This is a genomic window from Idiomarina aminovorans, assembly GCF_023155095.1.
Taxonomy (GTDB): Bacteria; Pseudomonadota; Gammaproteobacteria; order Enterobacterales; family Alteromonadaceae; genus Idiomarina; species Idiomarina aminovorans.
The window spans coordinates 88,515-101,287 of sequence record NZ_JAKNDA010000004.1 but is presented as its reverse complement, the minus strand read 5'-3'; the positions used below and the strand labels follow the sequence as shown (position 1 = coordinate 101,287).

Below are 12,773 nucleotides of genomic sequence, written 5' to 3'. Positions count from 1 at the left end.
CTGTCGGCTAAGTTGTTTTAGATCAGGATATACAGATATGAGCCCCGATGAACTGCATTTACAAATACGAAACTTGCGCTTAGAAGATTACGACCAATTAAAAGCGCTAATGGACACTGTTTATAAAGATATAGGCGGTTCCTGGACTCAGTTTACGATAGAAAAACTGATAAAAGACTTTTCTGAGGGGCAGTTTTGCTTAGAGGATAACGGACGTATCGTTGGCGTGGCGCTAACGGTAAAAGTGGCTTATACCAAGTTCTCTAACCCCCATACTTATGATGATTTACTGGGGCATAAAGAAGCGATTCTCAATAATAAAAAAGGTGATGCGCTTTATGGGCTGGATGTTTTAATACATCCTGAGTATCGCGGTTATCGTTTGGGTCGCCGCTTGTACGATGCGCGAAAAGAGTTGTGCCGACAGGCTAATTTGCGGGCTATTCTAGCGGGGGGGCGTATTGTTAATTACTATAAATACTCAAATGAGCTGACGCCCAGCCAATATCTGGATAAAGTACAGCGCCGCGAAATTTACGATCCTATTCTGACCTTCCAGCTGGCGAACGACTTTAGCGTCAAACGTTTGTTAGGGAAATATTTGCCCGAAGACGAAAAATCACGAGGCTTTGCGACCTTACTGGAATGGAATAATTTCTTGTACGAACCGTCGGACAACATTCTGACCACCCGAATTCAAAACGTGCGGGTAGGCGCAGTGCAATGGCAAATGCGGCCGGTTAGTTCGGTAGAAGAGCTGTTAAAGCAAGTTGAGTATTTTGTTGATGCTCTGTCGGGTTATCAAAGTGATTTTGCGGTATTCCCGGAGTTTTTCAATGCGCCTTTAATGGGGCTAACTGATCAAAGTCAGCAAATGGATGCTATCCGCTTTTTGGCCGGATACACCGAGCTTTTCAAGCGCGAAATGTCGCAAATGGCGGTAAGTTATAACATCAATATCATTACCGGTTCGATGCCGCTTCAGGATGGCGAGAGTATTTATAATGTATCGTATTTGTGCCGTCGCGATGGCTCTGTGGAAGAACAATCTAAGCTGCACATAACCCCGCATGAAAAGCGCGACTGGGTTATTGAAGGCGGTAATGAGGTTAAGGTGTTTGATACCGACGCCGGGCGTATTGGTATTTTGATTTGCTATGACGTCGAGTTTCCTGAGTTGAGCCGTATAATGGCCGATGAAGGCCTGGAAATTTTGTTTGTCCCATTCTGGACGGATACGCGCAATGCTTATTTGCGTGTACGCCATTGTGCTCAGGCTCGTGCGGTAGAGAACGAATGCTATGTGGTTATTTGTGGCAGTGTGGGTAACTTGCCGGAAGTCGAAAGCCTGGATGTGCAATACGCGCAGTCAGCGGTCTTTTCACCTTCCGACTTTGCTTTCCCGCACGACGCTATTATGTCGGAGACAACGCCGAACACAGAAATGCTGATGTTTTCAGACTTAAATCTGGATGAGTTGCGTTATTTGCATCACGAAGGCTCGGTGACGAATAAAAAAGACCGTCGTACTGACATTTATGAGGTGTCGCGTAAGCTCTCGCTTTAGATCCGCATTAAAACAAGGCTAAACGGCATCATTGGCTGGCATCAATATAGAGTTGGGCAATGTCGCTGCCGTTTAATTTTTGTTTCAAAGGGTGCTGGATAAACGTCAGTCAGGCCTGACGGCAGTTATGGAAAACCGGGATAAAAATCATAATTTTCCTGCGGTGATCCGTTCGGCAGATGCGATAGGTGTTCATGAAATGCGCGCAAAAAATTAAGGAGCCGATGTGGCGGTAAAAGGACTGCAACACATTCCACTGACCGTACTTAAAGGTGTTGGTGAAAAGGTGGCCATTAAGCTGCGTAAGCTGGGCCTGGCCTCTGTTAGTGATGCTCTGTTGCACCTGCCGCTGCGCTACGAAGACCGCACAAAAGTAACCCCGGTTGCAGATTTACACGCGGGTGTCGCCACCAATGTGCTGGTAACTGTGCGGCATGCCGATATTAAATATGGACGTAAGCGCATGCTTATCTGTCAGGCCAGCGACGAAACTGGCAGTATCAGTTTGCGCTTTTTTCAGTTTAGTGCTGTCCAGTTGAAGCAGTTTGCGCAGGGTACGCAGATTTTAGCTTTTGGTGAAGTGCGCCGCGGCATGACCGGCTGGGAGATCATCCACCCGGAGTATCGGGTCGTAAAAGCCGGTGAGCCACTGAACATGCAGGAAACCCTGACACCGGTTTACCCGATGACCGAAGGTGTCACTCAGGGGCTATTGCGTAAAATTATTGCGCAGGTACTGACTTATTTACAGCCGGGCTCGTTACCGGAACTGCTGCCCGAAAATTTAAGACCCCATCAACTCTCTTTAGAGCAAGCTATTTCAACCTTACACCGGCCACCGGTAGACGTGTCCTTGCAGCAATTAGAACAAGGTGAGCATCCGGCACAGCAGCGGCTGGCATCGGAAGAGCTTATTGCACACCAGTTAAGTCTGCTGCAATTACGCCAGTCCCGACAGGCTCAGGCGGGCTTTACCATTAAAGGGAATGGCCGGTTACAAACGTCATTCTTACAGCAACTGCCTTTTTCTCCTACTGGTGCACAGGAAAGAGTTGTTAAGGAAGTTACAGCCGACATGGCGCAAGGCCAGCCAATGATGCGTCTGGTGCAGGGCGATGTTGGCTCGGGTAAAACTTTGGTTGCTGCGCTCAGTGCTTTGGCTGCAATTGAAGCCGGCTATCAGGTGGCCCTGATGGCTCCTACTGAATTGCTTTCCGAACAGCATGCAATTACCTTCAGTCAGTGGCTAATGCCGTTAGGCATTAATGTCGCCTGGTTAAGTGGAAAGTCCAAAGGCAAGTCCCGGCAGCAGTTACTGGGGCATCTACAGCAAGGTGATATTCAGCTGTTGGTGGGCACTCATGCGTTGTTTCAGGCGGATGTTGCGTATCAACGGCTGGCACTGGTTATTATTGACGAGCAGCACCGTTTTGGTGTTCATCAACGGTTACAATTACGTGAAAAAGGGGTTCAGGCCGGTGTGCATCCGCACCAGCTAATCATGACCGCAACACCAATTCCGCGAACTTTAGCTATGACAGCCTATGCAGACTTGGCTACCTCGGTTATTGATGAATTACCGCCGGGCAGAACACCCGTTACCACAGTGGCTATACCGGATACCCGCCGGCAGCAGATAGTGGAGCGCGTGCGTGAGGTTTGTTCGACCGAGGGCCGTCAGGCTTATTGGGTGTGCACGCTAATTGAAGAGTCGGATGTACTGGAGTGTCAGGCAGCAGAAGATACCGCCAACGATTTGCAGCAACAATTGTCGGAGTTGAGTATTGGTTTAGTGCATGGGCGGCTTAAGCACGAGCAAAAAGAGCAAGTCATGCAGGCCTTTAAAGCCGGAGATATTGATCTATTGGTGGCTACGACGGTTATTGAAGTGGGTGTGGATGTTCCAAATGCGTCGTTAATGATTATTGAAAACCCGGAGCGACTGGGGCTGGCGCAGTTGCATCAGTTACGCGGGCGAGTCGGACGGGGCTCGGTCGCCAGTCATTGTGTGCTGCTTTATCACAGCCCCTTGTCGCAGACTGCGCAACAGCGGCTGAGTGTTTTACGGCAAAGTAACGACGGTTTCGTGATTGCGCAGCGAGATTTAGAAATTAGAGGGCCGGGTGAGTTACTGGGTCACCGGCAAACCGGGTTAGCCGAATTAAAAGTGGCAGACTTAGAACGCGATCAAGCTTTAATTCCAGAAGCCCAAAATATTGCGGAGCACGTATTAAAGTATTACCCGCAAAGTGCGGAGGCATTAGTTGAGCGTTGGTTACCACGTCGTGATCACTATGCTCAGGTGTGATCATCAAGTACACTAGTAAAAAATCAGTTCGGGATAGTTAAATGAACGATAAAAACCAAGAGTCTATTGATTTCGGTTACCAAAAAGTAGCTCGTCACCAGAAGAAAAATCTGGTCGCTGACGTTTTTCAGTCAGTAGCAGCAAAATACGATGTGATGAACGACTTAATGTCCTTTGGTGTCCACCGTTTGTGGAAGCGTTATACCATTGACTGCAGTGGTGTTCGCCGTGGTATGAAAGTACTGGATATCGCGGGTGGAACCGGCGATTTAACCGCTCAGTTCTCGCGCCGTGTTGGTAAAGAAGGTGACGTTGTGCTGGCGGATATTAACGATGCCATGTTGAAAGTGGGTCGCGATAAACTGCGCGACAGTGGGGTTGTCGGCAATGTCCGTTATGTGCAGGCAGATGCCGAAGAGTTGCCATTTGATGACAATACTTTTGATGTTATTACCATTGCTTTTGGTTTGCGCAATGTGACCGACAAAGACAAAGCGCTGCGTTCTATGCTGCGGGTACTCAAACCGGGTGGGCGAGTATTGATACTTGAGTTTTCTAAACCGGTATCGGCAGCGCTGAATCAGGTGTATGACTTTTATTCGTTCAATATCCTGCCAAAAATGGGGCAGGCCGTAGCTAACGACGCCGGTAGCTATCAGTATTTGGCGGAATCTATCCGCATGCATCCCGATCAGGAAACACTGAAAACTATGATGACCGCGGCCGGCTATGAAAAAGTCGATTACCAGAATATGACCGGCGGTGTGGTTGCGTTGCACCGAGGGTATAAATTCTGATGACGTTATTACCGCTTATTCCTATTTTATTGGTCGAGAAGTTAGCAAACAACGTGCTGCACCGTGACCCGGAGTCAGCAGAGCGGTTGCAACGGCTGGATGGTAAACGCCTGCGTTTTCACCTGAAAGAATTACCGTTTGAAGTCACCGTGAGTGTCGATGCGTATGGCGTTCAATTAAGCACCTCGGACGACAACGAGGTCGACTGCCGTATTGCTACAGAGCTGGGTGTATTGCCAGAGCTTCAGGATACCGCTAACCTGACCCGGTTAATAAAAGCGGATTTACTGGATATTGATGGTGACCCTGTGTTGGCGCAACAGGTTATCAGCCTGTTTAAGTCACTGAATGTCGATTGGGAAGCCGAACTGGCTAAAACCATAGGTGATGTTCCGGCGCATTGGTTAGGTAAGCTTTGGCGACGCAGCCGTGAGCGGGTTGAGGCTCAATGGCAACAACAACAGCGCTGGGTTCATGGTGTGTTAACCGAAGAAAAGAAATTATTACCGGTAAGAGCTGAATTTGACCAGTTTAAAACCGATTTACAACAACTGCGGGCTCAAATTGAACGCCTTGAACGCCAGTGTCGTGAGAAGAAGGGTTAATGATGCGGACGCGTCGCTTTTACAAAATTACCAAAACCTTACTAAGCTACGGATTAGATGACTTGATTCCGGCACGCTGGTTACCCTGGACTATTCGTCTGGGTCGCCACACTTTGTTCTGGTTGCCGAATAAACATAAAGACAAGCCCGCGGGTGTGCGTTTACGATTGGCTCTGGAAGAGTTGGGGCCGGTTTGGGTTAAGTTTGGTCAGATGCTTTCAACTCGCAGAGATTTACTGCCGCCCGACATTGCGATTGAACTGGCGCGCCTGCAAGACAAAGTGCCTCCTTTTGATGGTCACGCAGCGCAGCGTATTATCGAAAAATCTTTAGGTTTACAGAACATCAATGAGTGTTTTACCGATTTTGACACCACGCCTCTGGCCTCTGCATCAATAGCTCAGGTACATACCGGTAAACTTAAAAAGCGAGACGGTGAGTTAACGGATATCGTTATAAAGGTTATTCGTCCGGATATTCGTGAAACCATTAACGCCGATCTGCAATTAATGGAAACCCTGGCGTCGGTAGCAGCGCATCATTTACCCGACGGACGGCGCTTAAAACCTAAAGAAGTGGTTAGAGAGTATCGAAAAACTTTGCTCGATGAGCTGGATTTAATGCGTGAAGCGGGTAATGCGATACAGCTTAAGCGTAACTTTGAAAACTCCGACATGCTCTATATTCCGGTCGTTTACAGTGATTACAGTCGCCATAACGTGATGGTGATGGAGCGTATCGATGGCATTCCGGTGAGTGATATTGCCACTTTAAAAGCTCGTGGCGTGGATATGAAAAAGCTGGCTGAACGCGGGGTTGAAGTCTTTTTCACCCAGGTATTCCGCGATAGCTTCTTTCATGCTGACATGCATCCGGGCAATATTTTCGTAGCTAAAGATGATCCGCTGCATCCGCGCTATATCGGTATTGATTTTGGCATTGTCGGCACCCTGAATCGTGATGATAAACGTTATTTGGCCGAAAACTTTTTGGCGTTCTTTAATCGTGATTACCGCAAAGTTGCGGAGTTGCATGTCGATTCAGGCTGGGTGCCCAAGCATACCAACATTGAAGAATTTGAGTCGGCTATAAGAACCGTCTGCGAGCCTATTTTTGAAAAACCTTTGGCAGACATCTCTTTCGGGCACGTGCTTGTTAATTTATTTAATACGGCCCGGCGCTTTGAGATGGAAGTTCAGCCGCAGTTGGTGTTGCTACAAAAGACGTTATTGTACATTGAGGGATTAGGCCGCCAGTTATACCCGGAACTGGACTTGTGGAAAACAGCGAAGCCGTTCCTTGAGCGTTGGATGAAAGAACAATTGGGGTGGCGTGCTATTGTTCGCTCTGTGAAGGAAAATGCACCTTACTGGGCGGAGAAGATGCCTGAAATGCCAATGATGCTGTATGAAAATCTGCGTCAACAACATAATATTGATGAACGCGAGAGACAGTTGCGAAAACAACAGTTGTTAACGCAAAAGCAGGCATCGACGTCGCTATTCTGGACCGTGCTAACCGGCAGTGGCTTAATTTGTACTACCTTGCTTTGGAATCAGGCGGAATTATCTGAGGTTACTGTTGGCTCGGGCATTGTCACCGTTGTGCTGGGTATTATGGCTTGGCGAACACGTCCTAAAACAACAAATAGTGAACTTATTTAACGTAAACGATAGGAAAAAAAATGGGTATATCACCTTGGCAGCTACTTATACTGTTGGTCATCGTTGTCTTGCTGTTCGGCACCAAGCGTATTCGTAACCTGGGCTCAGACTTAGGCAATGCGGTAAAAGGCTTTAAAAAATCAATGGGTGACGAAGCCGACAGTAAAGATAAAGACGATGACTCGCTACAACATAAAGAAAAGCATGACGACCCGTCAGATACGGATAAGTCCGGGAAGTCGTAAATGTTTGATATCGGTTTCTGGGAGTTATTGCTTATAGCGATAGTTGGCTTATTAGTGCTTGGACCCGAGCGCTTACCAGGAGCTATTCGTGGTTTCCAGAGAACCGTGTCCGGTGTTAAACAGTATTCGCAAAAAGTGCAAAGTGAACTGGATAGTGAGCTGCGCATAAAAGAGTTGCATGAACATTTAAAACAGGCGGAGAGTCAGGACCTTGAAAATTTAAGCCCGGAGCTGCAACGTTCTCTGGTTGAGCTAAGAAATGCCGCCGCCGATGTTCAGCGCCCGTATTCTAAACCTGCTCCGGAATCTGAAGAAAAGACAAAGGCGGATACGAATAAAGATAAAGGTGTGGAATGAGTGACTCACCTTTATTAGATCATTTACTGGAATTAAGAAACCGACTGTTACGATCCGTGCTGGTTATTCTGGTGGTGTTTGCGGCACTGGCTTATTTTGCCAATGACATTTACCATTTTGTGGCACAACCATTGTTGATTAACCTACCGCTGGGAACGCAAATGATAGCGACAGATGTCGCTGCTCCTTTTTTCACTCCGTTTAAATTAACTTTGGTGGTAGCGTTAGCCTTAGCCGTTCCTTATTTATTGTGGCAAATGTGGGGGTTTATTGCGCCGGGTTTGTATGGACGTGAGAAGCGTTTAGTCATTCCGCTTTTGGCCACCAGTACATTGCTTTTTTATGCGGGTATTGCTTTTGCTTATTTTGTGGTTCTGCCAATTGCTATGGCATTCTTTACCGGATCGGCTCCGGAAGGCGTTACGGTAGCCACGGATATCTCACGTTATCTCGACTTTGTTTTAGCGATCTTCATTGCTTTTGGTATTGCGTTTGAAACCCCGGTTGCCATTATGCTGCTTATTTGGACCGGAACCTGTAGTCGGGAATCGCTGGCGAAAAAACGGCCTTATATTATCGTTGGCGCCTTTGCTATCGGAATGTTGTTGACACCTCCGGATGTTATCTCTCAAACGTTGTTGGCCGTACCCATGTGGCTGCTGTTCGAGTTAGGCCTGCAAGTCAGTCGTTGGTACACGCCCGGTAACAAGGAAGAAGACGATGTGGTTTGACGCCGGAGTCAACTTAACCAATAAGCGACTGTTAAATGATCTGGACGGTGTGATGCAACGCGCTCGGCAGGCTGAGGTGCGCAAGCAACTGATCATCTCAACCTCTATTGAAGAAGCCGAACAGGCGCTTGAGTTGTGTCAGCAGTATCCGGACCAGCTGGTAATGACGGTGGGTATTCATCCGCATGATGCCGGTGAGGCACCGGCGGACTATAAAGAAAAGTTACGGGAATTGGCTCAGGCCCCCGCTGTAGTTGCTATTGGCGAATGCGGCCTGGATTTTAATCGAAACTACTCTGCACGCGCCGCGCAGGAAGCGATTTTTGTGGCGCAAATTGAGCTGGCTAATGAGTTAAAACTTCCGCTCTATTTGCACGAGCGTGATGCCATTGAACGGCAAATTCAATTACTGAACCAGTATTGTGCGGACTCAACCCCGTGCTTAACGCATTGTTTTACCGGTGGTGTTGAAGCCCTTGCTCGTTATGCCGAGCGAGGTCACTGGTTTGGTATTACCGGGTGGGTCTGTGACGACAGGCGCAATCATGAATTATTAGAGGCGTTGCCAAATTTACCACTGGACAGACTGGTTCTGGAAACCGATGCGCCGTTTTTATTACCCCGGGGAATTAAGCCGCGGCCTAAAATGAATGAGCCCGGGCTGTTACCGGTAATTGGTGAAACCTTAGCGGGCTACCTGGGGCTGTCAGCACAGAAATTGGCAGATCTCACCTACGCAAATACCACTCGTTTTTTTGGACGGGGAGAAAACTGTGACTAAAGCTTTTTCGCTGAACGTGTCGAAGTGGTTAGTGACAGTTTTCACCGTCTTATTTTTTCTGGCGCCTGCAGCTCAGGCAGAGTTATCGCCGACAAGTCAGTCGAAACTGACAATTGAGTATACTGACAGCGAACAAAATCTGGATTTAGAAACCGCCAGGAATTTACCTGCTGCCCGATGGTTATCGTTGAAAACCGATCGCGCATCCTTTGGTTACACCAGCGACGAGTACTGGTTTCGTTTTAAACTTGAAAGTAAGCCGTACGGCCGTATTCTGCATATTGCCTATCCGCTACTCGACGAATTGACAATTTACGTGGTTCAGCCGGAGGGAATAAGAACCTATCACATGGGCGATACCCTTCCTTTTAGTGAGAGGCCGATACCAACTTCAGAATTTGCGGTGTCATTACCTGAAAATACCCGTGGTGAGATTTATATAAAAACCAATACGACCAGCTCTATGCGGTTACCTATTGCGGTAAGAACTGAAGTTGGCTTTTTTGAAACACAGATGAGCCGCCGTATCGCCGAGGGGATCTACTTTGGTGTTTTGCTCTGTATGGCCGTTTATAACTTTTTTGGATTTATTGCTTCACGAGAATCTGAATTCGGACTTTACTCGCTTTATACGCTATTTTTTGCCGGACTGATGTTGTCCTTAGAAGGTCTCGGTTTCCATTATTTATGGCCTAATTCTTTATATTTACAAGATAAGGGCATTCCCATATTCGGGAGTTTAACCTTTCTGACGGGTGCCTTATTCGCTTATCAGTTACTTGAGCTGAAACGTTACCGATACACTTGGGGTCGTGGACTGATGGTCATGGCTTTTCTTTCGGCTATCAGTTTATTAATTGCAATTTTTGCCAGTTATAGAATCAGTATTCATGTCTTATTAAGTCTTGCTGCGCCTGGTTGTCTGTTCTTGTTACTGGTAGGCGCTTATATGTGGCGTAAGGGCTTCATTTACGCCCGTATCTTTACGCTCGCCTGGTGCAGTCTGTTGATCTCTGTAGTCGCTAACTCACTGGGTTATCTTGGCATTATCGATAGTATGTTTATTCAGCGCCATGCCATTATGATAGGCTCCGGTATCGAAATACTGTTGTTGTCCTGGGTGCTGGCGGTGCGTTACAGCGAGCAACGTACAGAGCGTCTGAAGGCAGAACAGCGCTATAATCGCGAGCTGGAAGAAAACGTTGATGAACGGACGTTTGAGCTTCAGATTGCCTTGCGGGAACTGCAGGATGTGAATACTGAGCTGGAGCAGAAGAACACGGAAGACCCATTAACCGGTCTATACAACCGCGGTTATTTTCAGCAGCATCTGGAACGCGAATTAAGGCGAACCCTGCGCCGTGAATTGCCGCTGGCGTTATTAATGATAGACGTTGATCACTTTAAACCGGTTAACGATACACACGGGCATTTAGCCGGCGACCAAATTTTGCAGCAGTTGGCAAAATTAATGCAGCGTCATGCAAAAAGAGCCGCAGATATTGTCTGTCGATACGGCGGTGAAGAATTTGCCATTATTTTGCCGGAAACTGACGTTGAAGAGGCTGAAACCTTTGCGAAGCAGCTACTGCAACAGGTTCGTGATACTGAGTTTAAAACCGATTCTGGTTTGCTTAAGATTACTATTAGTATTGGCGTTATTTCGACCAGTGTGCGTATTTTTGACAATGTTGATGAACTCTTTAAAGCCGCAGATGACGCCTTATACTCAGCAAAAAATACAGGCCGTGACCGAATTGCGGTGCAGTAACTAACCAGGAGTCAATATGAGCAACAAAGGTACTTTTCCAGGCAGACGACTACGACGTTTACGCCGTCATGATTTTAGCCGGCGGCTGGTGGCAGAAAACCAGCTGAGTGTCGATGATCTGATATACCCTATGTTTGTATTAGAAGGTGAAAATCAGCGTGAAAAAGTTGATTCTATGCCGGGAGTTGAGCGGGTCAGTATTGATCTATTGCTCGAGGAATGTGCGCAGCTGTTTAAGCTGGGTATACCAATGGTTGCGTTGTTTCCGGTGACTCCGGCGTCAGCAAAGTCTGAAATGGCAGAAGCGGCGTATGACGATGATGGTTTGGCTCAGCGTGCGGTGAAAGCCATAAAATCTGAGTTTCCTGAGTTAGGCGTTTTAACCGATGTTGCACTGGATCCGTTTACCATTCACGGGCAGGACGGTATTCTCGATGACAGCGGTTATGTATTGAACGATGTCACCACCGAAGTTTTGGTCAAGCAGGCTTTGTCACATGCGCGGGCCGGGGTAGACGTTGTTGCCCCTTCGGACATGATGGACGGTCGGATTGGTGCTATTCGTAACGCTTTGGAAGCCGACGGCTTTATTAACACTCAGATTATGGCGTATTCCGCTAAATACGCCAGCGCGTTTTACGGCCCGTTCCGCGATGCTGTCGGCTCTGCCGGTAATTTGAAAGGCGCCGATAAAAAGACCTATCAGATGGACCCGGCTAATTCCAATGAAGCCTTGCATGAAATAGCGCTGGATATTGAGGAAGGTGCTGATATGGTGATGGTTAAGCCGGGCATGCCTTATTTAGATATTGTACGCCGTGCTAAAGATTCCTTTGGAGTGCCCACTTTTGCTTACCAGGTCAGTGGTGAATACGCCATGCTGCAGGCTGCTATTGAAAACGGCTGGCTGGGTCAGGATGTCGTTGAAGAAAGTTTGCTGGGTTTTAAGCGGGCCGGCGCTGACGGTATTTTGACTTACTTTGCAAAATCGGTTGCTGAACGTCTGGCAGAGAAAAAACGCTAAGCGGTTATCTGATTGGCAAGCTGCGCGAGTAAGCCCTCGCGTAGTGCGCCTGTAGTAACTTCAAATTCATCCACGTTCAGCGTCTTCAACAACGCAAAAAGTATGGTAATTCCGCCCATTAAAACAGCGCGGCGGTCGTCGCGTAACCCTGCAAAATTAAGGTGTTCAACCTTTCCTTGTTGAATACAGCGCTGAATAAGCTCACCTAACCAGCTTTGGGTGAGCGCTGGTTGTTTTTCTGCCGTTGCAATCTCGTTAAGTGCACGAAAAGTACCTGACGCCCCCAGTACCCGTAACCAACCATGCTGCTGGTAGTCCTTAGCGTAGGGTTCAATAAGCGTTGCTGCTGTCTGAATAGCTTGCTCTGTGTTATCGGGGTGAATTGCTCCACGCTTAAAGAAACGGTTTTGGAATACCACACACCCCATATCCAGACTATTAAGCACGTTGGCCTGTGTTCCGTTACCGGCAATGATTTCCGTGCTGGCTCCGCCAATATCGATAACCAGTACATCATCCCGACATTGAGAAGCACTGCAGACTCCCGCATAAATTAACTCAGCCTCACGTTCACCGGTAATAATTTCAATGGGTAATCCCAGTGTGGACTCGAATGTTTCCAGAAGTTCTTTTTGATTACTGGCTTTACGAAGCGCAGCTGTCGCCACAACTTTTACGGAATAAGCCTGAAAACGCTCGAGCTCTTTTGCGAATAAGTTCAGGCAATCTATGCCGCGTGAAATAGCTGCATCATCTATGTGGTCATTGTCATCCAGTCCGTCAGCTAAACGAACTTTCTGTTTATGACGAGCGATAATACGGGGCTTAGGAAAAAAACCGGTCATAGAAACTTCTGCCATCAACAAATGGAAACTGTTGGATCCCATGTCGATGGCAGCAAGTTTACGCTTTTTTGCAGACAT

The 12,773-nt window shown here is 47.6% G+C and carries 12 protein-coding genes; 11 read left to right on the top strand and 1 reads right to left on the bottom strand.

Annotated features, from left to right (window positions below; translation table 11 throughout):
• The first annotated feature begins 37 nt into the window (after positions 1–37).
• The 11 genes from L8G48_RS09045 (at position 38) to hemB (ending at position 11,850) form a co-directional block, all read left to right on the top strand.
• Positions 38–1,567, top strand: a complete 1,530-nt coding sequence (locus tag L8G48_RS09045) for a bifunctional GNAT family N-acetyltransferase/carbon-nitrogen hydrolase family protein (RefSeq protein WP_248264285.1) — start codon at positions 38–40, stop codon at positions 1,565–1,567.
• Between the two features lie 226 nt (positions 1,568–1,793).
• Positions 1,794–3,875: an ATP-dependent DNA helicase RecG gene (gene recG / locus L8G48_RS09040; RefSeq protein WP_248264284.1), complete on the top strand. Its 2,082-nt coding sequence runs from the start codon at positions 1,794–1,796 to the stop codon at positions 3,873–3,875.
• A 41-nt stretch (positions 3,876–3,916) separates the two neighbouring features.
• Positions 3,917–4,672, top strand: coding sequence for a bifunctional demethylmenaquinone methyltransferase/2-methoxy-6-polyprenyl-1,4-benzoquinol methylase UbiE (gene ubiE, locus L8G48_RS09035; protein ID WP_248264283.1), 756 nt, complete (start codon positions 3,917–3,919; stop codon positions 4,670–4,672).
• Positions 4,672–5,277, top strand: a complete 606-nt coding sequence (locus L8G48_RS09030; RefSeq protein ID WP_248264282.1) for a ubiquinone biosynthesis accessory factor UbiJ — start codon at positions 4,672–4,674, stop codon at positions 5,275–5,277. Before ubiE ends, L8G48_RS09030 begins: the two co-directional genes overlap by 1 nt.
• A 2-nt stretch (positions 5,278–5,279) precedes the next feature.
• The gene (gene ubiB, locus L8G48_RS09025) at positions 5,280–6,941 is read left to right on the top strand and encodes a ubiquinone biosynthesis regulatory protein kinase UbiB (RefSeq protein ID WP_248264437.1); all 1,662 of its coding nucleotides are present in this window, start codon (positions 5,280–5,282) and stop codon (positions 6,939–6,941) included.
• Between the two features lie 20 nt (positions 6,942–6,961).
• The gene (gene tatA, locus L8G48_RS09020) at positions 6,962–7,186 is read left to right on the top strand and encodes a twin-arginine translocase TatA/TatE family subunit (protein WP_248264281.1); all 225 of its coding nucleotides are present in this window, start codon (positions 6,962–6,964) and stop codon (positions 7,184–7,186) included.
• Positions 7,187–7,543, top strand: a complete 357-nt coding sequence (gene tatB, locus L8G48_RS09015; protein WP_248264280.1) for a Sec-independent protein translocase protein TatB — start codon at positions 7,187–7,189, stop codon at positions 7,541–7,543.
• Positions 7,540–8,274: a twin-arginine translocase subunit TatC gene (tatC, locus tag L8G48_RS09010; RefSeq protein ID WP_248264279.1), complete on the top strand. Its 735-nt coding sequence runs from the start codon at positions 7,540–7,542 to the stop codon at positions 8,272–8,274. The genes tatB and tatC overlap by 4 nt, the downstream gene beginning before the upstream one ends.
• Positions 8,264–9,055 carry a TatD family hydrolase gene (locus L8G48_RS09005; protein ID WP_248264278.1) on the top strand — a complete coding sequence of 264 codons (792 nt, stop codon included), beginning with the start codon at positions 8,264–8,266 and terminating at the stop codon, positions 9,053–9,055. The genes tatC and L8G48_RS09005 overlap by 11 nt, the downstream gene beginning before the upstream one ends.
• On the top strand, positions 9,048–10,826 hold the full coding sequence (locus tag L8G48_RS09000) for a sensor domain-containing diguanylate cyclase (RefSeq protein WP_248264277.1): 1,779 nt from the start codon (positions 9,048–9,050) through the stop codon (positions 10,824–10,826). The genes L8G48_RS09005 and L8G48_RS09000 overlap by 8 nt, the downstream gene beginning before the upstream one ends.
• 16 nt (positions 10,827–10,842) lie before the next feature.
• Positions 10,843–11,850 (top strand): porphobilinogen synthase, encoded by a 1,008-nt coding sequence (gene hemB / locus L8G48_RS08995; RefSeq protein ID WP_248264276.1) that lies wholly within the window; start codon positions 10,843–10,845, stop codon positions 11,848–11,850.
• Here the strand turns inward: hemB and L8G48_RS08990 are convergent.
• A complete protein-coding gene (locus L8G48_RS08990; protein ID WP_248264275.1) occupies positions 11,847–12,773 on the bottom strand; it encodes a Ppx/GppA family phosphatase in 927 nt (308 codons plus the stop codon). The two genes, hemB and L8G48_RS08990, sit on opposite strands and share 4 nt — an antisense overlap.